The 24,673-nt window shown below is 68.2% G+C and carries 26 protein-coding genes; 10 read left to right on the top strand and 16 right to left on the bottom strand.

Annotated features, from left to right (window positions below):
• Nucleotides 1-110: 110 nt before the first annotated feature.
• The 3 genes from DIE13_RS15630 to scpB all read left to right on the top strand — a co-directional run bounded on the left by DIE13_RS15630 (nt 111) and on the right by scpB (nt 3,524).
• A complete protein-coding gene (locus DIE13_RS15630) occupies nt 111-1,433 on the top strand; it encodes an MFS transporter (protein WP_124828019.1) in 1,323 nt (440 codons plus the stop codon).
• A gap of 61 nt (nt 1,434-1,494) precedes the next feature.
• The gene (locus DIE13_RS15625; protein WP_124828018.1) at nt 1,495-2,718 is read left to right on the top strand and encodes a CaiB/BaiF CoA-transferase family protein; all 1,224 of its coding nucleotides are present in this window, start codon (nt 1,495-1,497) and stop codon (nt 2,716-2,718) included.
• A complete protein-coding gene (gene scpB, locus DIE13_RS15620; protein WP_124828017.1) occupies nt 2,715-3,524 on the top strand; it encodes a methylmalonyl-CoA decarboxylase in 810 nt (269 codons plus the stop codon). The genes DIE13_RS15625 and scpB overlap by 4 nt, the downstream gene beginning before the upstream one ends.
• Nucleotides 3,525-3,585: 61 nt before the next feature.
• On the opposite strand, the gene DIE13_RS15615 is transcribed toward scpB, so the two are convergent.
• The 3 genes from DIE13_RS15615 to DIE13_RS15605 all read right to left on the bottom strand — a co-directional run bounded on the left by DIE13_RS15615 (nt 3,586) and on the right by DIE13_RS15605 (nt 5,653).
• Nucleotides 3,586-4,122, bottom strand: a complete 537-nt coding sequence (locus tag DIE13_RS15615; RefSeq protein ID WP_124828016.1) for a chromate transporter — start codon at nt 4,120-4,122, stop codon at nt 3,586-3,588.
• The gene (locus tag DIE13_RS15610; protein WP_124828015.1) at nt 4,119-4,730 is read right to left on the bottom strand and encodes a chromate transporter; all 612 of its coding nucleotides are present in this window, start codon (nt 4,728-4,730) and stop codon (nt 4,119-4,121) included. Before DIE13_RS15610 ends, DIE13_RS15615 begins: the two co-directional genes overlap by 4 nt.
• Nucleotides 4,731-4,897: 167 nt before the next feature.
• Nucleotides 4,898-5,653 (bottom strand): DeoR/GlpR family DNA-binding transcription regulator, encoded by a 756-nt coding sequence (locus tag DIE13_RS15605; RefSeq protein ID WP_124828014.1) that lies wholly within the window; start codon nt 5,651-5,653, stop codon nt 4,898-4,900.
• A gap of 81 nt (nt 5,654-5,734) precedes the next feature.
• On the opposite strand from DIE13_RS15605, the gene DIE13_RS15600 reads away from it, so the two are divergent.
• From DIE13_RS15600 to DIE13_RS15585, 4 genes are all read left to right on the top strand, one after another.
• Nucleotides 5,735-6,340, top strand: coding sequence for an NUDIX domain-containing protein (locus tag DIE13_RS15600; protein ID WP_124828013.1), 606 nt, complete (start codon nt 5,735-5,737; stop codon nt 6,338-6,340).
• An 83-nt stretch (nt 6,341-6,423) separates the two neighbouring features.
• Nucleotides 6,424-7,305 carry a Sir2 family NAD-dependent protein deacetylase gene (locus DIE13_RS15595; RefSeq protein ID WP_124828012.1) on the top strand — a complete coding sequence of 294 codons (882 nt, stop codon included), beginning with the start codon at nt 6,424-6,426 and terminating at the stop codon, nt 7,303-7,305.
• A 184-nt stretch (nt 7,306-7,489) separates the two neighbouring features.
• On the top strand, nt 7,490-7,876 hold the full coding sequence (gene crcB / locus DIE13_RS15590; RefSeq protein WP_096503549.1) for a fluoride efflux transporter CrcB: 387 nt from the start codon (nt 7,490-7,492) through the stop codon (nt 7,874-7,876).
• A 23-nt stretch (nt 7,877-7,899) separates the two neighbouring features.
• Nucleotides 7,900-8,250 (top strand): DUF190 domain-containing protein, encoded by a 351-nt coding sequence (locus DIE13_RS15585; protein ID WP_124828011.1) that lies wholly within the window; start codon nt 7,900-7,902, stop codon nt 8,248-8,250.
• A 6-nt stretch (nt 8,251-8,256) separates the two neighbouring features.
• On the opposite strand, the gene DIE13_RS15580 is transcribed toward DIE13_RS15585, so the two are convergent.
• Together DIE13_RS15580 and DIE13_RS15575 are read right to left on the bottom strand one after the other, a co-directional pair.
• Nucleotides 8,257-8,820, bottom strand: coding sequence for a YggT family protein (locus tag DIE13_RS15580; protein WP_124828010.1), 564 nt, complete (start codon nt 8,818-8,820; stop codon nt 8,257-8,259).
• Nucleotides 8,821-8,896: 76 nt separating this feature from the next.
• The gene (locus DIE13_RS15575; protein WP_124828009.1) at nt 8,897-9,826 is read right to left on the bottom strand and encodes a Rossmann-like and DUF2520 domain-containing protein; all 930 of its coding nucleotides are present in this window, start codon (nt 9,824-9,826) and stop codon (nt 8,897-8,899) included.
• 516 nt (nt 9,827-10,342) lie between these two features.
• On the opposite strand from DIE13_RS15575, the gene DIE13_RS15570 reads away from it, so the two are divergent.
• Nucleotides 10,343-10,627: a hypothetical protein gene (locus DIE13_RS15570; protein ID WP_124828008.1), complete on the top strand. Its 285-nt coding sequence runs from the start codon at nt 10,343-10,345 to the stop codon at nt 10,625-10,627.
• A gap of 119 nt (nt 10,628-10,746) precedes the next feature.
• On the opposite strand, the gene DIE13_RS15565 is transcribed toward DIE13_RS15570, so the two are convergent.
• Nucleotides 10,747-11,418 carry a LysE family translocator gene (locus DIE13_RS15565; protein ID WP_124828007.1) on the bottom strand — a complete coding sequence of 224 codons (672 nt, stop codon included), beginning with the start codon at nt 11,416-11,418 and terminating at the stop codon, nt 10,747-10,749.
• 55 nt (nt 11,419-11,473) lie between these two features.
• Nucleotides 11,474-13,030, bottom strand: a complete 1,557-nt coding sequence (locus DIE13_RS15560) for a UbiD family decarboxylase (protein WP_098549496.1) — start codon at nt 13,028-13,030, stop codon at nt 11,474-11,476.
• Nucleotides 13,031-13,626: 596 nt separating this feature from the next.
• Between DIE13_RS15560 and DIE13_RS15555 the strand changes: the two genes are divergently transcribed.
• Nucleotides 13,627-14,754 (top strand): lytic transglycosylase domain-containing protein, encoded by a 1,128-nt coding sequence (locus DIE13_RS15555; protein ID WP_124828006.1) that lies wholly within the window; start codon nt 13,627-13,629, stop codon nt 14,752-14,754.
• A 119-nt stretch (nt 14,755-14,873) separates the two neighbouring features.
• Here DIE13_RS15555 and DIE13_RS15550 read toward each other — a convergent pair whose 3' ends face one another.
• The 9 genes from DIE13_RS15550 to DIE13_RS15510 form a co-directional block, all read right to left on the bottom strand.
• Entirely contained in the window at nt 14,874-16,070 is a 1,197-nt protein-coding gene (locus tag DIE13_RS15550; RefSeq protein WP_124828005.1) for a pyridoxal phosphate-dependent aminotransferase, read from the bottom strand.
• Nucleotides 16,071-16,139: 69 nt separating this feature from the next.
• Nucleotides 16,140-16,577 carry a transcription antitermination factor NusB gene (gene nusB / locus DIE13_RS15545; RefSeq protein ID WP_014897817.1) on the bottom strand — a complete coding sequence of 146 codons (438 nt, stop codon included), beginning with the start codon at nt 16,575-16,577 and terminating at the stop codon, nt 16,140-16,142.
• Nucleotides 16,574-17,089, bottom strand: coding sequence for a 6,7-dimethyl-8-ribityllumazine synthase (ribH, locus tag DIE13_RS15540; protein WP_040143614.1), 516 nt, complete (start codon nt 17,087-17,089; stop codon nt 16,574-16,576). The genes nusB and ribH overlap by 4 nt, the downstream gene beginning before the upstream one ends.
• A gap of 53 nt (nt 17,090-17,142) precedes the next feature.
• Nucleotides 17,143-18,285, bottom strand: coding sequence for a bifunctional 3,4-dihydroxy-2-butanone-4-phosphate synthase/GTP cyclohydrolase II (gene ribBA, locus DIE13_RS15535; protein ID WP_014897815.1), 1,143 nt, complete (start codon nt 18,283-18,285; stop codon nt 17,143-17,145).
• A 184-nt stretch (nt 18,286-18,469) separates the two neighbouring features.
• Nucleotides 18,470-18,988: a DUF1993 family protein gene (locus tag DIE13_RS15530; RefSeq protein ID WP_124828004.1), complete on the bottom strand. Its 519-nt coding sequence runs from the start codon at nt 18,986-18,988 to the stop codon at nt 18,470-18,472.
• A gap of 341 nt (nt 18,989-19,329) precedes the next feature.
• Nucleotides 19,330-19,959: a riboflavin synthase gene (locus tag DIE13_RS15525; protein WP_124828003.1), complete on the bottom strand. Its 630-nt coding sequence runs from the start codon at nt 19,957-19,959 to the stop codon at nt 19,330-19,332.
• A gap of 14 nt (nt 19,960-19,973) precedes the next feature.
• Nucleotides 19,974-21,095, bottom strand: coding sequence for a bifunctional diaminohydroxyphosphoribosylaminopyrimidine deaminase/5-amino-6-(5-phosphoribosylamino)uracil reductase RibD (gene ribD / locus DIE13_RS15520; protein WP_124828002.1), 1,122 nt, complete (start codon nt 21,093-21,095; stop codon nt 19,974-19,976).
• Between the two features lie 15 nt (nt 21,096-21,110).
• The gene (hemL, locus tag DIE13_RS15515; protein WP_124828001.1) at nt 21,111-22,394 is read right to left on the bottom strand and encodes a glutamate-1-semialdehyde 2,1-aminomutase; all 1,284 of its coding nucleotides are present in this window, start codon (nt 22,392-22,394) and stop codon (nt 21,111-21,113) included.
• Between the two features lie 163 nt (nt 22,395-22,557).
• Nucleotides 22,558-23,010, bottom strand: coding sequence for a hypothetical protein (locus DIE13_RS15510; RefSeq protein ID WP_124828000.1), 453 nt, complete (start codon nt 23,008-23,010; stop codon nt 22,558-22,560).
• Between the two features lie 247 nt (nt 23,011-23,257).
• On the opposite strand from DIE13_RS15510, the gene DIE13_RS15500 reads away from it, so the two are divergent.
• Entirely contained in the window at nt 23,258-24,475 is a 1,218-nt protein-coding gene (locus DIE13_RS15500; RefSeq protein ID WP_124827999.1) for a Bcr/CflA family multidrug efflux MFS transporter, read from the top strand.
• The last annotated feature ends 198 nt before the right edge of the window (nt 24,476-24,673 follow it).

The raw sequence follows: 24,673 nt of genomic DNA, 5'->3' as shown, positions 1-24,673 counted from the left end.
TTTTCGACGATCGCTGACATTTCTATACTCGTCTCACAAAAGAGTCCGCAGACCGGCCATCCCGGACCGGACGCGGCACCGGAGCCGGCTGGGCCGGCAAGGAGACGAAGATGTTCAAGGCGATCGACGCGCCGGCGGCCGGCGCGAAGCCGCGGCGCACGCCGCTCACGCGCGAGCAGGTCAAGGGCTTCTGGGCCGTGTACGCGGGCTGGGTGCTCGACGGCGTGGACTCGGTGATCTATGCGCTCGTGCTGATTCCCGCACTGACCGAACTGCTGCCGGCGTCCGGCATCGCGGCGACGCCCGCGAATCTCGGGATGTACGGCTCGATCCTGTTCGCGTTGTTTCTGATCGGCTGGGGACTGTCGTTCATCTGGGGGCCGCTCGCCGACCGCTTCGGCCGCGTGCGCACGCTCGCCGCGAGCATCCTGATCTATTCGGTGTTCACCGGTGCAGCTGCGTTCGTGCACGACGTATGGGTGCTGGCCGCGTGCCGGCTGATCGCCGGGATCGGCGTCGGCGGCGAATGGGCGCTCGCGGGCACCTACGTCGCCGAGAGCTGGCCGGAGGATCGCCGCAAGATGGGCGCCGGCTACCTGCAGACGGGCTACTACTTCGGTTTCTTCATCGCGGCTTGCCTGAACTACACGATCGGCGCGACCTATGGCTGGCGCGCGATGTTCCTGTGCGGGCTCGCGCCCGCGCTGCTCGCGGTCTTCACCGTGATGCGCGTGAAGGAGCCGGGGCAGTGGCGCCGGCACGACGTGCGCGACGGCGACGCGACGCACGCGAAGCGCGTGCACCCGCTGCGCGAGATCTTCGCGCCGGCGTTCCTGCGCCGCACGTTGACGAGCGCGAGTCTGGTCGGCGTCGCGATCGTCGGGCTGTGGGCCGGTTCGGTTTACGAGGCGAGCGCGGTCAGCGCGCTTGCGGCGCGCGCCGGCATCGACCATATCGGCGCGATGCGGCTCGCATCGGTCGGCGCGGCGATCCTGTCGTGCACGACGATCGTCGGCTGCCTCGTCGCGCCGTGGCTTGCGGAACGGGTCGGCCGGCGCACCGCGCTCGGCGTGTATTTCGCGGGCATGGCCGCGGCGATCGTGTTCGCGTTCGGCTGGGCGTTCTATCAGCCGAACGGGCTCGGTGCATTCATGGTTTCGCTCGCGTTCCTCGGCTTCTTCGGCGGCAATTTCGCGATCTTCTCGTTGTGGCTTCCGGAGCAGTATCCGACCCGCGTACGGGCGACCGCATTCGCGTTCAACGCATCGGTCGGCCGCTTCATCGGCGCCGGCGTGAACTTCGTGCTCGGCGCAGCGATTCACGGCTACGGTTCGCTCGGCGTACCGGTCGCGTGGACCGCGGCCGTGTTCGGCCTCGGCATCCTGATCCTGCCGTTCGCCATCGAAACGCGTCACCAGCCACTACCGGAATGAACGGCTGGCCGGCATCGTCCGGCTGTCAGCAACATCTCGTCATCAATATCAGGAGTCCGCAATGCAGGCATTACAAGGAATCAGGGTCGTCGATCTGAGTCGCGCGCTGTCGGGGCCGTTCTGCTCGATGGTGCTCGCCGATCTCGGCGCCGACGTGGTCAAGGTCGAGTCGGGTCCGAACGGCGACATGAGCCGCGCATGGGGGCCGTTCGATCGCGGTGTGAGCACGTACTACCTGTCCTGCAATCGCAACAAGCGCGGCATCTGCGTGGATTTCCGGCAGCCGGCCGGCATCGATGTCGTGCGCCGGCTGATCGCGCAGGCCGACGTCGTGATCGAGAACTTCAAGGCCGGCACGATGGACGCGATGGGGCTCGGCTACGACGCGCTGAGCGCGCGCGATCCGCGGCTCGTGATGGGCAGCGTGACCGCGTTCGGTCCGCGTGGCCCGCTGCGCGACTGGCCGGGTTTCGACCAGATCGCGCAGGGTTACGCGGGGCTGATGAGCCTCACCGGCTTTCCAGACGGCGAACCGACCCGCACGGGTACCGCGATCGGGGATCTCAGCTCGGGGATGTGGGTCGCGACGGGCGTCATCGCCGCGCTGTACGAGCGCGAGCGAACCGGGCGCGGACAGCACGTCGGCACGTCGCTGCTCGAAAGCCTCGTTGCGCTGCTGAGCGTGCACGGACAGCGCTACCTGAGCCTCGGCGACGTACCGCGCCGCACCGGCAACGCGCATGCGGTGATCGCGCCGTATGGCGTGTTCGAGACGGCCGACGGGCCGCTGAACCTCGCGCCGATCACGACCGACATGTGGCTGCGGCTGTGCCAGTTGCTCGAACTGTCCGAATTGCCGAACGATCCGCGCTTCGCGACCAACGATGCGCGCGTCGCGAACCGCGATGCGTTGAAGGTGTTGCTGGAGAGCCGGTTGCGTACGCGCGGCAAGCGCGAATGGACGCAGCGTTTCGTCGAGGCAGGGCTGCCGGCCGGGCCGATTCATACGCTCGACGAGGTGTTCGCCGATCCGCAGCTCGCGCATTGCGGGCTCGTCGAACCGGTCGCGCATCCGACGCTCGGGACGGTGCGTCAGGTCGTGACGCCGCTCGGCGCGATGGGCGACACCGGGCCGGCGCCGCGCACGCGCCATGCGCCGCCGCTGCTCGGCGAGCATACGGTCGACGTGTTGCGCGAAGCCGGCTACGACGACGATGCGATCGATGCGTTGCGGGGCGAGCGCGCGATTTTCCAGGCCGAAGCCGCAGCGGAGGCCGTGCAATGACGGACGTGACGAAACAGGCGGCGCCGTCGGGCGTGACGGTCGACATGATCGGCGAGCGCATCGCGCGCGTGCGGTTTTCCAATCCCGCGCGGCGCCATGCGCTCGACGCACCGCTGCTCGATCGGCTCGTGGCGTGCATCGATGCGCTCGCCGCGCAACATCCGGCGCCGATCGTGATTCTGTCGAACGACGGCAACGGCGACGTGTGGAGCGCAGGCCACGACCTTCGCGAACTCGCCGACGACCGCGATCCGCTTGCCTACGGCAAGCCGCTCGAACGTGCGCTGCGGCGGATCCGGACCTATCCGGGCGCGGTCGTCGCAGCGGTCGCGGGCTCCGCATGGGGCGGGGCGGTCGATCTCGTGATGAGCTGCGACCTCGTCATCGCGGAGCGCGGTGCGCGTTTCGCGATGACGCCCGCGAACATCGGCCTGCCGTATTCGACGAGCGGCCTGCTGCGCTTTTACGACAACCTGCCGATTCACGTCCTGAAGGAGATGTTTTTTTGCGCGCAGCCGCTCGATGCCGAGCGCGCCGCCCATCACGGGCTCGTGAACCGGCTCGCGGAAACCGGCGGCGTGGACGACGTTGCGCTCGATATCGCCCGCACGATTGCCGCGAAGGCGCCGCTCGCGGTGCACGCGGTGAAGGAGCAGTTGCGCGTGCTGCAGGACGCGCGGCCGATGCCGGTGGACGCATTCGAACGGATTGCCGAGTTGCGCCGGCAGGCGTGCGACGGTGCGGATTTCGATGAAGGGTTACGCGCGTTCGCGGAGCGGCGTGCGCCGGTGTTTCGCGGCATCTAGGTCACGGGCGGAGAAGGAGCGTTGCGTCATTGCTCGCATGCCGATGCTCGGCCTCTTTCGGTCAGCCGAGCGCGTGTACGCCGATCAGCAGCAACGCGCCGAGGACGATCAGCAGCAGTGCGTGAAGGCGCGTGACCATCACGCACACCGTCGACGCAACCGCGATCGCCCGCGCGGGCCAGCCGCCATCGAGCGCCTGCAGCAGCACCCAGACCGACGCGAGGATCATGCCGGCTGCAACCGGGCGCAGGCCGGTTTCGAGTGCGATCTGCCAGCGCGCGCCCTGATGCCGTCGCCACAGGTGCGCGACGCCGTAGATCAGGAACGCGGTCGGCCCGAACAGCGCGAGCGTCGCGATCACTGCGCCCCAGAAGCCCGCGACCTGCCAGCCGATCAGCGTCGCGAGCAGCGAGCCGGGGCCCGGCGCCATCCGCGCGATCGCGAAGTCGTTCACGAACTGCGTTGCCGTCATCCAGTGATGGACGTCGACGACCTGGCGCTGGATGTCGGCGATGATCGCCTGCCCGCCGCCGATCGTCGCGATCGACAGCGGCGCGAACACGCCGAAGAGGGCGGCGTAGCGCGACATCGCATTCATCGGTCGTCGCGCCCCGCGGAGGAAGGCGCCGCGCGGCGGTATTCGAGCGCAACGCTCAGCGTGCCGCCGATCAGTACGGTCCACACGAGCGGCCAGTGCAGCACGGCCACCGACACGAAGGTGAGCGTCATCACCGCGAACGGCAGCACGTGACGCGGCAGCCGGCGCACCGCGGTGATCGCCATCGAGATCGACAGCCCGATCGCCGCGGCGGCTGCGCCGGCAAGCGCGACATGCGTGAGCGTAAAGCGCGTGAGGGTCGAGAACGCGATGCCGAACAGCACGATCAGCACGGCCGGCGGCGCGATGATGCCGGTGAAGCCGGCCACCGCGCCGCGCCATCCGGCCAGCCGGTAGCCGATCCAGATCGCGAGGTTCTTTACGTTGACGCCCGGCAGCGCCTGCGACAGCGCAAGCCCGTTGAGGAACGCTTCCTCGTCGATCCAGCGCCGCTCGTCCACGAAGTCACGCATCATGCGCCCGCTCAGCCCGCCGCCGAAGCTGGTCAGGCCGATCTGCGCGAATGCGATGAACAGCGCGAGGACGCCGGGCGACGGCGGATCGCCGTCGGGCGGCGCGGGCGGAGTCGGGGTGGCGGGCGGAAGCATCGGACGGACTGGCGTGACGGTTGGGCAGTCGCCCATGGTAGCAAGCGGTGCCTGTCAGCACGCTGACATCGGCGCCGCGAGGATGTCGGCGCAACGATCGGGGGGCGGGGTCGTCGACGCGGCCGTGTCGACGGCGCGAGTCCGTTATCGGCGCAAGCAGGCAGGCGCTAGGCGCGCACGACCGTCACGCCGGCGGCCTCGATCGGCTCGGTCAGCGCCGCGTCGGTTTCCCGTTCGACCACGACGGTCTGCGCGAGCGCAAGCTCGCCGATCACGAACTGCGATGCTGCACGCAGTTTGGATTGCGAGGCCAGCACGACCGTCTCGCCCGCGCGCTCGGCGAGCGCACGCTTGATCGCCGCTTCCTCGAAATCGCCGGTGCTCAGCCCCGCGACCGGATGAACGCCGGTGACACCCATGAAATACAGGTCCGCGTGGATGCGCGCGATGCCTTCCATCGCCGCGGCGCCGACCGACACGATCGAATGCTTGTACAGCCGGCCGCCGATCAGGATCACGTCGATCGACGGGTGCGCGGCCAGCGCGACGGCTACGCTCGGGCTGTGCGTGACGATCGTCGCGCGCAGGTCGGGCGGCAACTGACTGACGAGCAGCGCCGACGTCGTGCCGCCGTCGACGATCGCGACCTGCCCGGGCGAGATCATCTGCGCGGCCCGGCGCGCGATGCGCCGCTTTTCCTCCGGTTCGAGCGCCTCGCGCTGCGCGAACGGCGCGACGGCCGGCGACGCCGGCAGCGCACCGCCGTGCACGCGCTGCAGCAGGCCTTCGGCTGCCAGCTCGCGCAGGTCGCGGCGGATCGTGTCTTCGGACACGCCGAATTGCACGCTCAGTTCGGTGGCCAGCACCTGGCCGTCGCGCGCGAGCGCATCGAGGATCGCCTTTTTGCGTTGGGTCGTCAGCATCGGGGTTGCACGAAAATTCTTGAAATTGCACGAATATGCACGTTACCATGCGGTCCGTCTCTTGTCGAATGGGAGGCCGCCATGGCCGCAACGCGGGACCGCGTCCGCATCGTCGATACGACGGTGCTGTCCGATGACTGGTATGTGCTGAAGAAGGTGACGTTCGATTTCCTGCGCCGCGACGGCACGTGGCAGCGTCTGAGCCGCGAAACCTACGATCGCGGCAACGGCGCGACCATCCTGCTGCGCAACGCCGCGACGGGTGACGTGCTGCTCACGCGGCAGTTCCGGATGCCGGCGTTCGTCAACGGGCACGACGGGATGCTGCTCGAAGCCGCCGCCGGCCTGCTCGACAATGCGACGCCCGACGCGCGCATTCGCGCGGAAGCCGAAGAGGAAACCGGCTATCGCGTGCGCGGCGTGCGCAAGGTGTTCGAGGCGTTCATGAGCCCGGGTTCGGTCACGGAGAAGCTGCACTTCTTCGTCGGCGAATACGATGCGTCGTTGCGCACGGGCGACGGGGGCGGCATCGCGGAGGAGGGCGAGGATCTCGAGGTCGTCGAGATGCCGCTGCAAGCGGCGCTGGATGCCGTCGAGCGCGGCGAGATCGTCGACGCGAAGACGATCATGCTGCTGCAGTACGTCGCGCTGCGGGAGTCCGCGGGCGGGCGCGCCACGACCGCGTGACGAAGCCTCGGCACGATGCCCGAACAGGCGTATGATCGCGCGACGCCATTCGCGCGCCCGTTCGACGCTACCGCAGCTCCCTCATGCCGCCTTCCGATTCCACCCGTTCCATTGCTTCCACCGACGGCAGCGCCGCCACGCAATTGCCTGCGGAATGCGTCGCGTCAGCCGTCCACGCGCTCGCGCGCGCCGAGGCACTGCTCGTGACGGCCGGAGCTGGCATCGGCGTCGATTCCGGACTGCCGGACTTCCGCGGCACGGACGGCTTCTGGCGTGCGTATCCGGCGCTGCGTCACGAGCGTTTCGAGTTTCACGAGATCGCGTCGCCGCAGGCGTTCCGCGCACATCCGCAACTCGCGTGGGGATTCTACGGGCATCGTCTCGGCCTTTACCGGGACACCGTGCCGCACGCGGGCTTCGCGATCCTGCGGCGCTGGATGGATGCGATGCCCAATGGTGGCTTCGTGTTGACGAGCAACGTCGACGGTCAGTTCCAGAAGGCCGGTTTCGATCCGGCGCGAATCGTCGAAATCCACGGTTCGATTCATGCGATGCAGTGCCTGCGCCCGTGCTCGGACGACACGTGGAGCGCAGCGCCATTTACGCCGGACGTCGACACGGCCACGTGCCGGCTGGTCGGCGAGCTGCCGCGCTGCCCGCGTTGCGGCGGCCTTGCCCGGCCGAACATCCTGATGTTCGGCGACCGGGGCTGGCTCGGCGCCCACCATGAAGTACAGGAGCGCGCGCTCGATCGCTGGGTCGCGCAGGCGGGGCGGGTGGCCGTCGTCGAGATCGGCGCGGGCACCGCGATTCCGACGGTGCGCATGCTGAGCGAACGCCTCGGCGCCGACGTGATCCGGATCAACGCACGCGAGGCCCATGCGCGCCGCGCGGACGTGATCGGGCTGGAGGGCGGCGCGCTCGCGACGCTCGCCGCGCTCGACGCGGCCTGGCAGCGCGAATGAGCTGGCCCGCGACGCAACCTGGCGGGCGCGCTTGCGCGCGTCGTCGTTGCAGGCGCGCCGCGAATCCGCATACAGTTCAGCCAGTGCCAGCCGTGCGTGCGCCGTGCGCGCCCGGAAACCGGCATGGCCCCGGGCGACCGGGGCCGGCGGCGGAACCCAGCCGCATGACCGACCGGGAGCGTCCGTGTTCTATTCGATCGTCGCGATCTTCGTCGGCGCCGGGCTCGGCGCGTTGCTGCGCTGGTTTCTGAGCCTTGCGCTCAACGCGTTCTTTCCTGCCGTGCCGCTCGGCACGCTCGCCGCGAACCTGATCGGCGGCTACGTGATCGGCGTCGCTGCCGTCGTTTTCACGACCCGCGTCGGGCTGCCGCCCGAGTGGCGGCTGTTCGTGATCACGGGTTTCCTCGGCGGGCTCACGACGTTCTCGACCTATTCGGTCGAAGTGATGACGCACGCGGTGCAGGGCGAATTCGGATGGGCGTTTGCGGTGGCTGCCCTACACTTGACTGGATCGTTCACGCTGACGGCGCTCGGCATGTGGACCGCGCGTGCGTGGTTCGCGGCCGCCTGAGCGCGCCGGCATCGGAGGAGGCGATGGACAGGGTCTTCTTGCGCTTCTACGTGCATGAGCACCATCGGTTGCACTGGAAGCCGCTGTGGGAATATTTGCTCGAGGAAGCGAACCGGATGGGTGTCGCGGGCGGTTCCGCGTTTCGTGCGATGGCCGGCTTCGGCCGGCATCGCGTGCTGCACGAAGACCGTTTTTTCGAACTGCAGGGGTCACTCGCGATCGAGGTCGAATTCATCGTCACTGAAGACGAAGCGCAGCAGTTGATCGAGCGGTTGTCGCGGGAGAAGGTGCGCGTGTGCTACGCGGTGATTCCGGCACGCTTCGGCGTGATCGACACGCTCGACGCGCCGCCGGCGCAGGGGCCGGCGACGTAATCCGTCTCAGATGCCGAACATCGTCAGCGACACGGCGGCGCGCGTGACGATCATCAGCAGCACCTGCACGATCACGAACAGCAGGATCGGCGACAGGTCGATGCCGCCGAGGTTCGGGATGACGCGGCGCAGCGGGTTCAGGAACGGTGCGGTGAGCTGATAGAGGATCGGCATCGCCGGCGAGCGCGGATTGAGCCACGACAGCAGCGCCATCAGGATCGTCATCCAGATCACGAGATTGAGCGCCCACTTCACGACGGTGAGCAGTGCGACCACGACGAGCGTCGCGATCACCGAGGCCGGATCGAAGCCGGCCATCAGGACCATCAGCACCACGTACACGATCGCGGTGAGCAGCGCGGCGACGACGCTCGCCCAGTCGATGCCGCGCACGCCCGCGATCACGCGGCGCAGCGGCAGCACGAGCCAGTTGGTCGCCTGCAGCACGGCCTGCGTGACGGGGTTGTACGGCGGGACGCGGACGGCCTGCATCCAGACGCGCAGGATCAGCGCGGCGCCGAACAGCGTGAAGATGGTATTGAGCAGAAAACGGGCGATCTCGCCGAACATCGTTGGCATCCTTTTTATACAGTCGAGTAGCGTGCTGCCGCCAACGCCGGATGGCGGCGCATCGGCCGACACCTTATCACGCCTCGTCTCGGGACGGGGAGGGGTGCCCGGTCGTGCGCGCGAGCGACGTTTCGACGGCTTCGGCGAGCGCCGGCAGCGAGGCCGGCGGCGCGGCGCGCTTCGCCGCGAGCGCGACCGCGCGGCGGGTCATCAGCGCATACAGCGCCGCATGATCGCCCCCGCGCGCCTCGAGCAGCGCGAGCTGGCGCTCGACGATGCCCGTGTCGCCGCGCGAGACGGGGCCGGCGAGTGCATCCGCGAGGCCCTTGTCGCGTGCGGTCTCGATCGTGCCGGCGAGCATCGGCAGCAGCGCGCGCAGCGCGGCCTGTTCGTCGAAGCCGACGCCGCGCCATAGCTCGACCGCTTCCGACAGCCCGCACAGCGCGAAGCTCGCCGCATAGTGCGCGGCCGCGTGATAGAGCATCCGGCCGCCGGCCGGAATCGACAGCGGATGGCAGCCGAGTGCGGCAGCAAGTCGCATCAGCGTTGCGTGCAGCGCGCCGTCGGCTTCGATCGTGACCGAACAGCCGTCGATGCGGGCGAGATCGGCGTCCGTGCCGCCGAACAGGTAGAGCGGATGGAAGCCGCCGGTGGCCGCGCCTTGCCGTTTCGCCGGATCGAGCAGGTCGACCGCCGATGCGCCGCTGCAGTGGACGAGCGCCTGGCCGGCCGCGCGCGACGCGTCGAAATGCAGCGCCGCGGCGGTCGACGCCAGATGGTCGTCGGGAACGGTCAGGAAGATCAGGTCGGTGGCGTCGACGACCTGCTGCGGCGTGTCGACTGCCTGGCAGCCGTCGATATCCGCGGCGAGCACCGCAGCCGGTCCGGCCGTGCGGCTCGCGATCGCGACGACCGGAAAGCCTGCTTGCGCGAAACGTCGCGCGACGCAGCGCGCGAGGCGGCCGGCGCCGATGAAACCGAGGCGGGGTGTGTCGGGGAGAGACATGGCGGGTCAGCAAGAAGAAACGGGGCAGCCGCCAGTATCGCAGGAATGGTGAGGTGGTCACGAAAGACGCTTCGGGGCCGGCGCGCGGCGATCGAGGCCGACGCGCACGAGGCGTTCCGGTGCGGTTCGCACGCCGGTAGCGCGGCTGAATGTGAAGACCCTTTCATCCGGCCCCGAATCGTGTGGAGCCCGTGTCCCCCTTGAATTGTCGGCGTCTTGTCTCAAATTTGTAATCGTTCATTACTGAAGCGCTCCCGCCACACGCATCGGTTCCGGTAAGACTGACCGTCCGGCGTGTCGCGATCTTGCCGGTCGGACGGAATCGCGCGACCGGCAAGGGTTGCGGCGGATGTGCGGGCCCGCGCCGCAGCGCCGATGCGACCGCGTGCAATTGCAATTTGCAACAAATGCGCGACACGCGAGGGGCGGGTTTTCGCTACATTGCATCCATGCGACGTGCACGCCCGCCGTTGCCGACAGGAGCGCATAAATGACCGCTCCAGCAGGAGAATCGAAGTGAAAAAGCTCATTCCGTTCATTGCCGCCGCCGCGCTGGGCCTGGGTGCCGCAAGCGCCGCGCAGGCCCACGTGTCGATCGGGGTCGGCATCGGTATCCCGGTCGCACCCGCTTATCCGGTGTACGCACCGCCGCCGCCGGTGTATTACGCGCCGCCGCCTCCGCCTGTCTATTACGCACCGGCACCGGCCTACTATCCGCCGCCCGCGGTCGTGGTCGGCGGCTACTACGGCCATCCGTACTGGCGTCACGGCTGGGGCCACCACGGCTACTGGCGTCGTTGACGTGTCCCGCGCGGCCTGAGCGGCGCGACAAAACGGCGCAACGTTCTGCGAGGACGTTGCGCCGTTTTTCATTGGGCCGCGGACCGGCGGTCGGCCGGGGCAGCGCATTCAGACCGGGTTCACACCGCGTGGGCGATCAGGTCGCGATAACCGCCGACGATCACGCTGTACGAGAAATACGCGAACAGCAATGCCGACGCGACGTGGCACGCGCGCATCAGCCCCGCGCCCGCGCGCTTGCGGCCCTGGCTCGCGAGCGTGCACATGAAGAGCGTCCACGCGAGACCGCCGAGGAAGAAGCCGGACAGGAATACCGACGCCGTCGCCGGCGTGGTCGCACCCGCTTTCGCGATCAGCGCGCCGCCGACCGCCGCGAACCACAGGATCGCGCTCGGCGACGACATCGCGAGCAGCATGCCGCGCATGAAGCTGCGCCGGGCGCTGGCGCGCGGCTGCGGCGCGTCGTCCGCATCGCCGTCGTTGGCTGCGCCAGCCGGCGCGAGCGCTTCGCGCGCCATCTTCCACGTGAGGAACAGCAGCACCGCGCCGCCGCCGATCCACACGATCCAGCGCACCGCCTCGAACTGCAGCAGCACGGCCATCCCGGCGAGCGCGAGCGCCGCATAGACGAGATCGCCGACGCACGAGCCGACGCCGAGCCAGAAGCCCGGCCGGAAGCCGTGCGACAGGGTCAGCGACAGCATCGCGACGTTGACGAGACCGATGTCGAGACACAGCGACAGCGACAGGAAAAAACCGTCGGACAGCATCGAGGCGGGGGGGAAGCTCATCGTCGTTCTTGTTGAGGCGTTCAATGCGCGGGGCGGCGAGCGCCGGCCCGCGGGCTTACAGTCCGATCTCTTGCCAGAGCCGGTCGACGCGCGCCTTCACGGCTGCGTCCATCTCGATCGGGCGGCCCCATTCGCGGTTCGTCTCGCCGGGCCACTTGTTGGTCGCGTCGAGCCCCATCTTCGAGCCGAGGCCCGCGACGGGCGACGCGAAGTCGAGATAGTCGATCGGCGTGCTGTCGACCATCACGGTGTCGCGCACCGGGTCGACACGCGTCGTGATCGCCCAGATCACTTCGTTCCAGTCGCGGATATTCACGTCCTCGTCGACCACCACGATGAACTTCGTATACATGAATTGCCGCAGGAAGCTCCACACGCCGAACATCACGCGCTTCGCGTGGCCTGCGTAGCTCTTCTTCATCTGGACGATGGCCATCCGGTAGCTGCAGCCTTCCGGTGGCAGGTAGAAGTCGGTGATCTCCGCGAACTGCTTCTGCAGCAGCGGCACGAACACCTCATTGAGCGCGACGCCGAGCACGGCCGGCTCGTCGGGTGGCTTGCCCGTATAGGTCGAGTGATAGATCGCGTCGCGGCGCATCGTGATGCGCTCGACGGTGAACACGGGAAACCACTCCTGCTCGTTGTAATAGCCGGTGTGGTCGCCGTACGGGCCTTCGAGCGCGTGCTCGTACGCGGCGGACGCGTTGCCGGCCGGGCGCGGCGGCGCGCCGGCCGGGGCAGGGGCGGGCGTGCCTTCCTGTGGATGGATGAAGCCTTCGAGCACGATCTCCGCGCGTGCGGGCACCTGCAGCGTGTCGACGCCGGGCGTCAGGCACTTCGCGAGCTCGGTGCGGCTGCCGCGCAGCAGGCCGGCGAACTGATACTCGGACAGCGAATCGGGCACGGGCGTCACGGCGCCCAGCGTCGTGGCCGGATCCGCGCCGAGCACGACCGCGACTGGATACGGCTTGCCCGGGTTCTTCAGCGCGAATTCGCGGAAGTCGAGCGCGCCGCCGCGATGCGCGAGCCAGCGCATGATCAGCTTGTTTCGGCCGATCAGCTGCTGGCGGTAGATGCCGAGGTTCTGGCGGGACTTGTTCGGTCCGCGCGTGACGGTGAGCCCCCACGTGACGAGCGGCCCCGCATCGCCCGGCCAGCAGGTCTGGATCGGCAGCTTGTTCAGGTCGACGTCGGCGCCTTCCCAGACGATCTCCTGGCACGGCGGCGACGACACCGATTTCGGCGCCATGTCCCATACCGCCTTCGCGAGCGACAGCAGCTTGCCGGCGTCCTTCAGGCTCTTGGGCGGATCCGGCTCCTTCAGTGCGGACAGCAGTCGCCCGAGATCGCGCAGCGAGCCCAGCGCGGCATCGTCGCCCGCATCGACGCCCATCCCGAGTGCGACGCGGCGCGGCGTGCCGAACAGGTTGCCGAGCACCGGAAATGCGTTTCCGGGCGGCGCGTTGAACAGTAGCGCCGGGCCACCGGCGCGCAGTACGCGGTCGCACAGCTCGGTCATTTCGAGCACGGGCGACACGGGTTGCGTGACGCGCCGCAGTTCTCCGAGTGCCTCGAGGCGCTGGATGAAATCGCGTAAGTCTTTGTATTTCATGAAGAAGGTCCGGGCCACCCGCATGACGGGCAGCGATGGGCGGGCGCAGCGGCCGGCTGCGGCCCCGAATCGACCGATGATTTTACCCGGGGCGCCGCGCACACGCCCGGCGGAGAAAAAAGTTGACCGCGCGCAAAGCCGCCACGGCAGGGGGACTGACGTTCTGAAGGGCGATTCAAAATTACTTTTTGTTATAATTTTGAGGTTTTATAGTGTTGACGATCTATAAAACCCTGCTAGAATCCGCTCACATTGGTTGCAGGGTAAAAGGCTTCGAGCCGCCAATCACCGATCTTTGACGCAGCGCGTCACCGTCCGCCGAAACCTGCACGGCGTATCGACGGCCTTGAGTTGTAGTCCCAGCCAGCGCCACCAGACGCTGGTTTTTTGCGTGAGTGCCATCGCGTATGCCCGCCTCGCCCATTGTGCGAAGGTGCCGGCCCTCTTATACCGTGGCCTCGAACGGTCTTATACCGTTTCTCCGATGCCTGCACGTCCCAACCAAGGCGTGCGGCGTCGTGATTCCGCGGCGCGTATTCTGTCTCGCCACCGAGCTGAGCGAGCCGCACGAGTCATGTTCATGGGAGATGATCTGAATGAACGCTTGGTTATCGTGGCGTCCCAGTGAGCAGCATGCGCAGTTCGTGCGCGGTGTGCTGCGTCGCGGGACGCGTGTCAGTCACCATCTATTCAGCGTCGTCGGCTGTTTCGCTGTCGCGGTTGCGCTTGCCCTGTGGCTGCTGCCGACCGTACGCGGTTCGCTCGCGGCGAAGCTGATGCCGGTCGTATCCGCGGCCGTGCAGGCCGGTCCGGCCCGTCTGCTGACCGGCCATCCGCTGCCGAACTTCGCGCCCGCCGGCGCACAGCCGCAGCAGGACGATCCGCCCGAAACGGATGCGCTTGCCGTCGGCCTCGACGTCGCACCGGAACCCGCCGCGCAGAACGATGCGTCCGATCCGGCCCGCAATGGCCCGTCGCCCGTCGCGCTCGCGAAGCTGATTCCGGCCCAGCGGGTGCCGGTCGATGCGCGCGACGATCGTGCGCTCGCATCGAACCGCGAACAGGCACTCGTCGCAACCTACCTGTCGCGCCGTTATCGCGTCGCCCAGGAGCCGCTCGGCCAGCTCGTCAAGGCTGCGTTCCAGACCGGTCACGACGTCGGCCTCGATCCGTTGTTGCTGCTGTCCGTGATGGCGATCGAATCGGGCTTCAACCCGTACGCGGAGAGCGGCGTCGGCGCACAAGGCCTGATGCAGGTGATGTCGAAGGTCCATTCCGACAAGTTCGAATATTTCGGCGGTACCGACACCGCCCTGCAACCGCTCGCGAATCTGCAGGTCGGCGCGCTCGTGCTGAAGGACTGCATCGCACGCGGCGGCTCGCTCGCGACTGGCCTGCGTCTGTACAACGGTTCTACGAACCCGGACGACACCGCATACGGCGCGAAGGTCATGGCCGAGCGCGGTCGCCTGCGCGACGTCGCGCACGGCCGCAGCGTGCCGATCAATGCGCCGCAGGCGCCGGCCCAGACGTCAAAGCCGATCGTGACCGCGGCCGTGACGGCAGCGGCAGGCGGCGCGAAGCGCGTGCATGCGACGCTCGACAGCGCCCAGCCGCTCGCCGTGAAGGGCACCGTTGTCCCGAAGGGCACGTCGCAGCAGGACGACGCCAGCGTCGACACCGTGAAGCAGGCGCACGGTGACCATTCGGAGCTGGGTGCGTAACGCCAGGCAGTTCCGGCTGGACGACCCAAGGAAAAAGGCACCCGAATCGGGTGCCTTTTCTTTTTTACGCGTGTCGCAGCAGGGTGTGCCAGCCGCGACGGCCGGACCCCGGCCTTGCGTCAGCGCTGACCGAACAGCGTCGCGAGCCGCTCGACGGCCTCTTCGAGGCGCGAGTATGCGGTCGCATAGGACAGCCGGATATAGTCGCGCGGCGCATGCACGCCGAAATCCATGCCAGGGACCAGCACGACGCCCGCGTCGTGCAGCATCGCCTGCGTGAGCGCCGCGCTGTCGCCGGCCGCCGGGTGGGCGACGCCGCAGCAGTTCGCATACACGTAGAACGCGCCGTCCGGCATCACGGGCACCGTGAAGCCGAGCCGTTCCAGCGCCGGCGCGATGAAGTCGCGGCGACGCTTGAATTCGAGCCGGCGCGCCTCGTAGATCTCTAGCGTCGACGGTTCAAAGCAGGCGAGCGCCGCGTGCTGTGCGAGTGAGGAAGGGCAGATGAACAGGTTCTGCGACAGTTTTTCGAAGATGCCGACGAGCGCTGGCGGCACGACCAGCCAGCCGAGCCGCCAGCCGGTCATGCTGAAGTATTTCGAGAAGCTGTTCACGGTGACGACGTCGTCGCCGTACGACAGCGCCGACACGGGCGCCGCGTCGTAGCTTAGCCCCTGGTAGATCTCGTCGACGATCGTGAAGCCGCCGCGCGCGCGCACGGCTTCGACGATCCGCTTCAACTCGTCCGGTTCGAGCGACGTGCCGGTCGGATTCGACGGCGACGCGAGCAGCACGCCGCGCGTGCGGCTGCCCCAGCGCGTGCGGACGTCGTCCGCGGTGAGCTGGAAGCGCGCTTCCGGGCCGCTCGGCACGAGCACCGGACGGCCTTCGGCTGCCGCGACGAAGTGCCGGTTGCACGGATACGACGGGTCGGGCATCAGCACCTCGTCGTCGCGGCCAACGAGCGCGAGGCACGCGAGCAGCAGCGCGGCTGACGCGCCGGCCGTCACGACGATCCGCTCTGGGCTGATCGTGAGGCCGTAGGCGCGCGCATAGTGTGCGGCGATCGCTTCGCGCAGCGGCGCGATGCCGAGCGCGCTCGTGTACTGCGTGACGCCGCGGCGCAGCGCGGCCGCGGCCGCCTCGACGACGGGTTCCGGTGCGGTGAAGTCCGGTTCGCCGATACCCATGTGGATAACATCGCGCCCGGAGGACTCGAGTTGCTGTGCCTCCTTCATCAGTTCCATCACGTAGAAGGGCTGGATCGCGTCGACGCGCGCGGCGAGCGTGATGAGCGAATCGGCGGTGGTATTCATGGGTCGGGCGGGGCGTGGAGCGGAGGGAGAACGAAAAACGGGCGCTTGCGCGCCCGTCCAGCTACGGAATCAGCCGTTGCGGCGTGCCTGCGTTTCAGCAGGGCGCAGCTTCGCGGCGAGCTTGTCGAGCACGCCGTTGACGTACTTGTAGCCGTCGGAGCCGCCGAACGTCTTCGCGAGTTCGACTGCTTCGTTGATGATCACGCGGTACGGCGTTTCGACATGGTGCGTGAGCTCGAACGTTGCGATCAGCAGCACGGCGCGTTCGACCGGCGACAACTGGTCGACCGGACGGTCGAGCGACGGCGTGAGGGCTTCGACGAGCGTTGCATGCTCGCGAATCACGCCGTGCAGGATCGCGTCGAGCAGCTCCTTGTCGGCCTTGTCGTAACCGAGCGCGCCGCGCAGTTGCGCGTCGATCTCGCCGGAGGACGCGTTCGACAGCAGCCACTGATACAGCCCCTGCGTCGCCAGCTCGCGCGATTGTCGGCGGGCGCTCTTCTTCATGCGCGCTCCTCTTCGTCGTCTTCGTCTTCTTCTTCGTCCTCGTCGTCGCCGAGCTGGTCGAGGGCCATCGTCAGGTTGGCCATCTCGACGGCGACGCGTGCGGCGTCACGACCCTTTTCGGTCATGCGCGCGACGGCCTGCTCGTCGTTTTCGGTCGTCAGGACCGCGTTCGCGATCGGCAGGTTGAAGTCGAGGCCGATGCGGGTGATGCCCGCGCCGCTTTCGTTCGACACGAGTTCGAAGTGGTACGTCTCGCCGCGGATCACCGCGCCGAGTGCGATCAGTGCGTCGAACTGGCCGCTTTCGGCGAGCTTTTGCAGCGCGAGCGGGATTTCCAGCGCGCCGGGCACCGACACGAGCAGCACGTCTTCACCGGAGACGCCGAGGCGCTCGAGTTCTTCGACGCATGCATCGGCGAGGCCGTTGCAGACGGGTTCGTTGAAGCGGGATTGCACGATGCCGATACGCAGGCCGTCGCCTTCGAGATTCGGTTGGTATTGTCCGATTTCCATGATCTGGTCCGTGGTGTGGATGAACGGTTATAGGGCGAAAGCGTCGTGGCGGGTTACGCGTTGGACGCCGGGCAGGACTTGGCTTCGCCGCCGGGCATCGGAATGAAGCCCGTGACTTCGAGGCCGTAGCCGGACATGCTGCCCAGCTTGCGCGGATTCGACAGCACCTGCATCTTGCCGACGCCGACATCGCGCAGGATCTGCGCGCCGATGCCGAACGTCTTGAAATCCACCGGCCGGCGCTTGAGCGCGGCGGCCTTTTCTTCCTCGTCGAACGCCTTGAAGACGTCGATCAGATGTTCCTTCGTATCGCCGCAGTTGAGCAGCACGATCACGCCGAGGTCGCGCTGCGCGATGTCGCGCATCGCCGCGTCGAGCGTCCACGAGTGGGTCGAGATGCTCGTCTCGAGCAGATCGAGCACCGACAGCGGCTCGTGCACGCGCACCGGCGTGTCGACGTCCGGCGACGGCGTGCCGCGCACCAGCGCGATATGCGGCGAGCCGCTCGGCTGGTCGCGATACAGCACCGCGCGGAACGTGCCGTGCGCGGTCTGCATCGTGCGCTCGGCGATTCGCTCGATGATCGATTCGGTGCGGCTGCGGTACTGGATCAGGTCGGCGATCGTGCCGATCTTCAGATCGTGCTCCTTCGCGAACTCGAGCAGGTCGGGCAGGCGCGCCATCGTGCCGTCGTCCTTGATGACCTCGCAGATCACCGCGGCCGGCGTGAGGCCGGCGAGCGCGGTGAAGTCGCAGCCGGCCTCGGTGTGGCCGGCGCGCACGAGCACGCCGCCCGGCTGCGCCATGATCGGGAACACGTGGCCCGGCTGCACGATGTGCTCGGGGCGCACGTCGTGCGCGACCGCCGTGGCGATCGTGTGCGCGCGGTCGGCGGCCGAGATGCCGGTCGTCACGCCTTCGGCCGCTTCGATGCTGACCGTGAAGGCGGTGCCGTACTGGGTGCCGTTGCGATAGGTCATCAGCGGCAGGTGCAGCTGCTTGCAGCGTTCCTGCGTCAACGTCAGACAAATCAGGCCGCGGCCGTACTTGGCCATGAAGTTGATCGCTTCCGGCGTGACGAATTCGGCGGCGATCACGAGATCGCCTTCGTTTTCGCGGTCTTCTTCGTCGACCAGGATCACCATCCGGCCGGCTTTCAACTCCGCGATGATGTCGAGCGTGGAGGCGAGCGTCATAAAGGGGCGAGAAAGAGGAAAGTGCGTATTTTACGCCAGCCGGACCGCGTTTCGGCTGGCGCCGGCTGCGCGCGGCCGGCGAGTGCGCCGCAAAGCGGTGCAACCGGCCTCCGGCGCGGGGCCGTTCGTGCTGCCGCAGCTTGCCCGCGCAAGCGGGCAAGCCGCGCCGGGCCGCGGCGGTGCGTCACGCGTGCTCGTTGCGGCCGCCGAGATAGTCCAGCTTGCCGAGTTCGACGCCGCTGTGACGCAGGATGTCGTACGCGGTCGTCACGTGGAAGAAGAAGTTGGGCAGCACGAAGTTCAGCAGGTACGACTGGCCGGTGAATTCGATCGGGCCGACGCGCATCTTGAGCACGATCTGGCGCGTTTCGCTGCCGTCGATCCGCGCGGCGTCGAAACCTTTCAGATAGTCGATCGTCTTCTGGATGCGGGTGTGCAGCTCGTCGAACGTCTGCTCGACATCCGGGTAGCTCGGGATCTCGGTGCCGGCGAGCCGCGCGGCGCAGCCCTTGGCCGTGTCGGTCGCGATATAGACCTGACGGACGAGCGGCAGCATGTCCGGATAGAGGCGCGCACCGATGAACACCGACGGGTCGATCTGCTTTTCGGCCGCATGCGCCTGCGCCTTGCCGAGGATGTGCTGCAGGTTGGTGAGACCGCGGATCAGGACCGGCAGCGAAGCCTGGTACATCGAGATGGACATGGGGACGACTCCTTGTGGAAGAGGGGCAGCCGGTGTACGGCGCGCCGTGTGTCGCGGCGCCGAAACCGCTGCCGTTGCATCTTAGCGCGACGCGATGGCCCGTGCTTGTCGTTGGCCGTTCGGCCAGGTGTCGGGACGGGCCGGCGGCACGGGCGCCGAGCGATCGGTGCGGAGCGAGGCTGGGGAGCCGAGGGCGAGAATCAGGATAGCCGGGCACACCCGACGCAGACGGCCGGCGAATAGCCCAACGTGCTCAGAGCACAGCGGCTTCCGCTCGCGTTCCGGGCAACGTCGGGCCGAACCGCCCGCCGCCGCTCTGCTTGCCGGCGGGAACCGGTCGGTTAATCCTGGTGCACACCCTGCGACGCCGACATCATCCGCTCCACATACCGCGCAATTATGTCGACCTCGAGATTGACCTTGTCGCCGGTCTTCACGTGCCGCAGCGTCGTGACTTCGACCGTATGCGGAATCAGGTTGATCGAGAATTCGCAGCCGTCCGCGCGGTCGTCGACCGTGTTGACGGTCAGGCTCACGCCATTGACCGTGATCGAACCCTTGTACGCGAGATAGCGGCCGAGCTCGCGCGGCGCGACGATCCGCAACTCGTGCGATTCGCCGACCGGCGCGAAGCGCGTCACGGTGCCGAGCCCGTCGACGTGGCCCGACACGATGTGCCCGCCGAGCCGGTCGTGCGCGCGCAGCGCCTTCTCGAGGTTCACGTCGCCCGGTTGCGCGAGGCCGACCGTGCGGTTCAGGCTTTCGCGCGACACGTCGACGTCGAAGCCGGTTTCGGTCTTTTCGATCACGGTCATGCACGCGCCCTGGATCGCGATGCTGTCGCCGAGCGCGACATCGGCGAGGTCGAGGCCACCGGCCTGCACGGTCAGGCGCACGCCCGCGTCGGGCGACGCGCCCAGCGGGTTGATCGACTCGATGCGGCCGACGGCCGCGACAATTCCCGTAAACATCGTGGCGATCCCGTTTAGTGAGTGGCGGGGGGCGGCGCGATACGCGCCAGGATCCGCAGATCGTCACCGATCCGCTCGACGCTGTGGAACGCGAGTCGCATACGGGTATCGAGGCTCGCCGGCGCGGCGAGGTCGAACATGCCGGCCGCGTCGCTGCCGAGCAGGCTCGGCGCGAGATAGACGAGCAACTCGTCGACGCACTGTTCGCGCAGCAGCGAGCCGTTCAGCTTGTGGCCTGCCTCGACGTGCAGCTCGTTGACGCCGCGCGCGCCGAGCGCCGCCAGCATCGCGGGCAGGTCGACCTTGCCGTGCGCGTTCGCCAGCGGCACGATTTCCGCGCCGCGCGACTTCAGCACGTTCGCGCGGACTTCGCCGGCCGCATCGAGCCGGCCGCAGAAAATCAGCAGCGGCGCGCCTTCGAGCAGGCGTGCATCGAGCGGCAGGTCGAGGCGGCTGTCGACCAGCACGCGTTGCGGCTGGCGCGGCGTGTCGATGCCGCGCACGGTCAGGAGCGGGTTGTCCTCGCGCACGGTGCCGATGCCGGTGAGGATCGCGCATGCGCGTGCGCGCCACGCATGACCGTCGAGGCGCGCGGCCTCGCCGGTGATCCACTGGCTTTCGCCGGACGGTAGCGCGGTGCGGGCGTCGAGCGACGCGGCCGTCTTCATCCGTACCCACGGCCGGCCGCGCGTCATCCGCGATACGAAACCGATGTTCAGTTCGCCCGCTTCGCTCGCAAGCAGCCCGCAGCGCACGTCGATGCCCGCATCGCGCAGCATGCCGAGGCCGCGCCCCGACACCTGCGGGTTCGGGTCTTCCATCGCCGCGACGACCTTCGCGACGCGCGCTTCGATCAGCGCGTTCGCGCAGGGCGGCGTGCGGCCGAAGTGGCTGCACGGCTCGAGTGTCACGTAGACGGTCGAGCCCGCGACGTCGTGGCCGCGCGAGCGTGCATCCTTCAGCGCCTGCACTTCCGCGTGGTCCTGGCCGGCCGGCTGCGTGAAGCCTTCGCCGATAACGTCACCGTCCCTGACGATTACGCAGCCGACGCGCGGGTTCGGCGCCGTCGTGTACATGCCGCGCGCCGCGAGTGCGAGCGCGCGCTGCATGTGGGCGAAGTCGATATCCGAGAACATGTGCGCGGACCCGGGTCAGGCGGCCAGCGCCGCGAACGCGCGGCGTGCGGCCGCGAGCGTCGCGTCGATCACCGCGTCGTCGTGCGTGCTCGACACGAAGCCGGCCTCGTACGCGGACGGCGCGAAGTACACGCCTTCGTCGAGCATCAGGTGGAAGAAGCGGTTGAAGCGCTCGATGTCGCTCTTCGTGACTTCCGCGAAGCTGGTCGGCACGCGCTCGGCGAAGTACAGGCCGAACATCGCGCCGATCGAGTCGGCCGCGAACGGCACGCCGGCCGCGCGCGCTTCGGCCGCGAGGCCGTCGGCGAGGCGCTTCGTCTGCGCGGTGAGCGCCTCGTAGAAACCCGGTGCCTGGATCAGTTGCAGCGTCTTCAGGCCCGCGGCGACCGCGATCGGGTTGCCCGACAGCGTGCCGGCCTGGTACACGCCGCCGAGCGGCGCGAGGTGGGCCATGATGTCGCGGCGACCGCCGAACGCGGCAGCCGGCATCCCGCCGCCGATGACCTTGCCGAGGCAGGTGAGGTCGGCCGTGATCCCGTAGTACGCCTGCGCGCCGCCGAGCGCGACGCGGAAGCCGCACATCACTTCGTCGAAGATCAGCACCGCGCCGTGCTTCGTGCACAGCGCGCGCAGCGCGTTCAGGAATTCCGGCGTGCCGCGCACGAGGTTCATGTTGCCGGCGACCGGTTCGACGATCACCGCGGCGATCTCGTCGCCGAACGCACCGAACGCTTCTTCCAGCGCGGCGACGTTGTTGTATTCGAGGACGGTCGTGTGCTTCGCGATGTCGGCGGGCACGCCGGCCGACGTCGGGTTGCCGAACGTCAGCAGGCCCGAGCCGGCCTTCACCAGCAGGCTGTCCGCATGGCCGTGGTAGCAGCCCTCGAACTTCACGATGCGGCTGCGGCCGGTGAAGCCGCGCGCGAGACGCAGCGCGCTCATCGTGGCTTCGGTGCCGCTCGACACCATCCGCACCTGTTCGATCGACGGCACGAGCTTGCAGATTTCCTCGGCGATCTCGATCTCGGCCTCGGTTGGCGCGCCGAACGAGAAGCCGTCGGCGAGCACGTTCTGCACGGCCGACAGCACTTCCGGATGGACGTGGCCGACGATCATCGGGCCCCACGAGCCGATGTAGTCGATGTACTGCTTGCCGTCGGCATCCCAGAAGTACGGGCCTTGCGCGCGCGACACGAAGCGCGGCGTGCCGCCGACTGAACGGAAGGCGCGCACCGGCGAGTTGACGCCGCCCGGAATGGTCTTCTGGGCGCGTTCGAAGAGGATCTGATTGTTGGACATGAGCGAAACCTGCGAGAGAAGGGCGCGGGGGCCTGTGCTCGGGCCGCGGCGCCTGGGCGGAACGATCGTCCGATTGTACCGGAGACGCGCGCGGCGGGCCCTCGGCGGGGTCTGCGGCCTTTCGGCGCGTGGGGAAACGGGCCAGCGTATCGATCCGGCCCGTTTATCGTGGCGGCTTGCGCTTGCCGGTCAGCTCGGCCCAGCGCTTCTCGAGCGGACCTTCGACCATGGGCTTGATCACCGTGCCGGAACTCTGCGCGTCCCAGGTCTGCACCGAGTACGGATGCACGCGCAGCGCGTCGCGCGGGATCACGACGTCCTGATGGGCGTCGACCAGCCAGTCGTAGACGAAGTCGATGCACAGCCGGTAGCCGCGCTTGGTCGCCGGATCGGGCACTTCATAGGGGGCGCGCGTCACGTAGCCCGAACCGAACACGCCCTTCGGCTCCTTCGCGACGCGATGCAGGAACACGCGGTCGCCCGGCAGGATGCCGCGCGCGAAGCCGCAGCCCCAGACGTCGTGCACGGCCGCGCCGGCCTTCACGCGCGCGGCGACGTCGGGCAGTTCGGGCCACGGCCATTTCTTGGGGCTCCAGATCAGCAGGAAAGCGGTCATCGGTTCGGTCGCACGTCGAATGGGTCAGACAATAAAGGCAGGCTGCGGCAAGCTTAATCGAATCCGCCCGTGCGCTCGTACGACGCACGAAGCGCGTGGGAGATTTCCGGCTCGCCGCCGCACGTGGCCGAGGCAGGCAAAAAAGTTGCGCGTACAATCATGGACCGGTACACGCCGCCCGCGGCGCGGCCTCCCGTCTTCACCGCCACGCGCGCCCCGATGCGCGCGGGCTCCATTCCGGATACCCATGTCTCACGTCGTCCGGCGCCGGCCCGATGCCCGGCTGATCCTGTTGCTCGGCGCGCTCGCGGCCTGCGGGCCGATTGCCACCGACATGTACCTGCCAAGCCTGCCGTCGATCGCCGACGGCTTTTCCGTCAGTGCCGGCGCCGCGCAGCGCACGCTGACGAGCTTCATGGCCGGCTTCTCGGTCGGCATGCTGCTGTACGGCCCGCTGTCCGACACCTGGGGCCGCCGACCCGTGCTGCTCGGCGGGATCGCGCTGTTTACGCTCGCGAGCATCGGCTGCTTCGTGTCGGGCTCGATCGACATGTTGATCTTCGTGCGCTTCCTGCAGGCGCTCGGCGCGGGCGCCGCGTCGGTGCTCGCCCGCGCGATCGCGCGCGACGCGCACGAGCCGACCGATGCGGCAAAGGTGCTGTCGATGGTCGCGATCGTCACCGCGGTCGGGCCATTGCTCGCGCCGCTGATAGGCGGCCAGATCCTGCGCTTTGCCGGCTGGCGCGGCGTGTTCGTCGTGCTGGCCGCATTCGGCGCACTGTGCGCGGCGACCGCGTACCTGCGCGTGCCCGAAACCTGGCCGAAGGAGCGCCGCAAGAGCGCGGCCGTGCTCGCGTCGTTCGCATCGTACGGGCGCATCCTGTCCGACCCGGTCGCATGGGGGCACATGCTGTGCGGCGGGATGGCGTTCGCATCGATGTTCTCGTACATCACCGCGACGCCGTTCGTATATATCGAGTATTTCCACGTGTCGCCGCAGCACTACGGGCTGCTGTTCGGCCTGAACGTCGTCGGGATCATGATCGGCAACTTCGCGAACACGCGGCTCGTCGGCCGCATCGGTTCGCTGCGCATCATCGCGGCCGCGTCGCTCGTGAGCTGCATCGCGTCGCTCGCGGTCGCACTCGTCGCGCTGACGGGGTGGGGCGGGCTGTGGTCGATCGTCGTGTGCCTGTTCTTCGTGGTCGGCGTGGTCGGGATCCTGTCCGCGAACTGCACGACCGACCTGATGCACCGCTATCCGCACAACGCGGGCGCGTCGGCGGCCGTGTTCGGCGCGATGCAGCTCGCGCTCGGCGCGCTCGCGAGCGGCGCGATCGGCGCACTGGCCGACGGCACGCCGTTCGCGATGGGCGTGACGATCGGTATCGCCGGCATGCTGTGCTGCGTTGGCCGCTATCTGGTGCTGCGCTGGCATGGGCGGCCGGTGCCGGCCGGGGCTTGATTCACGTCCGCATCACTTGGATCGGGCAACCGCGGATGCTCCTGCCGCTTTCCAGGAGCTGGTTTAAAGGGACTTTGCTAGAAGCCCATTGGCCCTATTGAAGGGGGCAGGTCACTTGTTCGAAAATGGACGTGTGTCCGAACGTATGGCGTCACGCGCAGCCATCGGCAGAAGGCTCGTCGATGATTGCCGAGCCGC

It is taken from the genome of Burkholderia sp. Bp9016 (assembly GCF_003857765.1).
Taxonomy (GTDB): Bacteria; Pseudomonadota; Gammaproteobacteria; order Burkholderiales; family Burkholderiaceae; genus Burkholderia.
The sequence above is the reverse complement of the archived record's forward strand: the minus strand, read 5'-3'. Positions and strand labels throughout refer to the sequence as shown.

Excerpts from the sequence above, each read along its gene's own strand:
- DIE13_RS15630 (WP_124828019.1), top strand. The coding sequence starts at position 111 with ATGTTCAAGGCGATCGACGCGCCGGCGGCCGGCGCGAAGCCGCGGCGC.
- DIE13_RS15625 (WP_124828018.1), top strand. The coding sequence starts at position 1,495 with ATGCAGGCATTACAAGGAATCAGGGTCGTCGATCTGAGTCGCGCGCTG.
- scpB (WP_124828017.1), top strand. The coding sequence starts at position 2,715 with ATGACGGACGTGACGAAACAGGCGGCGCCGTCGGGCGTGACGGTCGAC.
- DIE13_RS15615 (WP_124828016.1), bottom strand. The coding sequence starts at position 4,122 with ATGAATGCGATGTCGCGCTACGCCGCCCTCTTCGGCGTGTTCGCGCCG.
- DIE13_RS15610 (WP_124828015.1), bottom strand. The coding sequence starts at position 4,730 with ATGCTTCCGCCCGCCACCCCGACTCCGCCCGCGCCGCCCGACGGCGAT.
- DIE13_RS15605 (WP_124828014.1), bottom strand. The coding sequence starts at position 5,653 with ATGCTGACGACCCAACGCAAAAAGGCGATCCTCGATGCGCTCGCGCGC.
- DIE13_RS15600 (WP_124828013.1), top strand. The coding sequence starts at position 5,735 with ATGGCCGCAACGCGGGACCGCGTCCGCATCGTCGATACGACGGTGCTG.
- DIE13_RS15595 (WP_124828012.1), top strand. The coding sequence starts at position 6,424 with ATGCCGCCTTCCGATTCCACCCGTTCCATTGCTTCCACCGACGGCAGC.
- DIE13_RS15585 (WP_124828011.1), top strand. The coding sequence starts at position 7,900 with ATGGACAGGGTCTTCTTGCGCTTCTACGTGCATGAGCACCATCGGTTG.
- DIE13_RS15580 (WP_124828010.1), bottom strand. The coding sequence starts at position 8,820 with ATGTTCGGCGAGATCGCCCGTTTTCTGCTCAATACCATCTTCACGCTG.
- DIE13_RS15575 (WP_124828009.1), bottom strand. The coding sequence starts at position 9,826 with ATGTCTCTCCCCGACACACCCCGCCTCGGTTTCATCGGCGCCGGCCGC.
- DIE13_RS15565 (WP_124828007.1), bottom strand. The coding sequence starts at position 11,418 with ATGAGCTTCCCCCCCGCCTCGATGCTGTCCGACGGTTTTTTCCTGTCG.
- DIE13_RS15560 (WP_098549496.1), bottom strand. The coding sequence starts at position 13,030 with ATGAAATACAAAGACTTACGCGATTTCATCCAGCGCCTCGAGGCACTC.
- DIE13_RS15555 (WP_124828006.1), top strand. The coding sequence starts at position 13,627 with ATGAACGCTTGGTTATCGTGGCGTCCCAGTGAGCAGCATGCGCAGTTC.
- DIE13_RS15550 (WP_124828005.1), bottom strand. The coding sequence starts at position 16,070 with ATGAATACCACCGCCGATTCGCTCATCACGCTCGCCGCGCGCGTCGAC.
- nusB (WP_014897817.1), bottom strand. The coding sequence starts at position 16,577 with ATGAAGAAGAGCGCCCGCCGACAATCGCGCGAGCTGGCGACGCAGGGG.
- ribH (WP_040143614.1), bottom strand. The coding sequence starts at position 17,089 with ATGGAAATCGGACAATACCAACCGAATCTCGAAGGCGACGGCCTGCGT.
- ribBA (WP_014897815.1), bottom strand. The coding sequence starts at position 18,285 with ATGACGCTCGCCTCCACGCTCGACATCATCGCGGAGTTGAAAGCCGGC.
- DIE13_RS15530 (WP_124828004.1), bottom strand. The coding sequence starts at position 18,988 with ATGTCCATCTCGATGTACCAGGCTTCGCTGCCGGTCCTGATCCGCGGT.
- DIE13_RS15525 (WP_124828003.1), bottom strand. The coding sequence starts at position 19,959 with ATGTTTACGGGAATTGTCGCGGCCGTCGGCCGCATCGAGTCGATCAAC.
- ribD (WP_124828002.1), bottom strand. The coding sequence starts at position 21,095 with ATGTTCTCGGATATCGACTTCGCCCACATGCAGCGCGCGCTCGCACTC.
- hemL (WP_124828001.1), bottom strand. The coding sequence starts at position 22,394 with ATGTCCAACAATCAGATCCTCTTCGAACGCGCCCAGAAGACCATTCCG.
- DIE13_RS15510 (WP_124828000.1), bottom strand. The coding sequence starts at position 23,010 with ATGACCGCTTTCCTGCTGATCTGGAGCCCCAAGAAATGGCCGTGGCCC.
- DIE13_RS15500 (WP_124827999.1), top strand. The coding sequence starts at position 23,258 with ATGTCTCACGTCGTCCGGCGCCGGCCCGATGCCCGGCTGATCCTGTTG.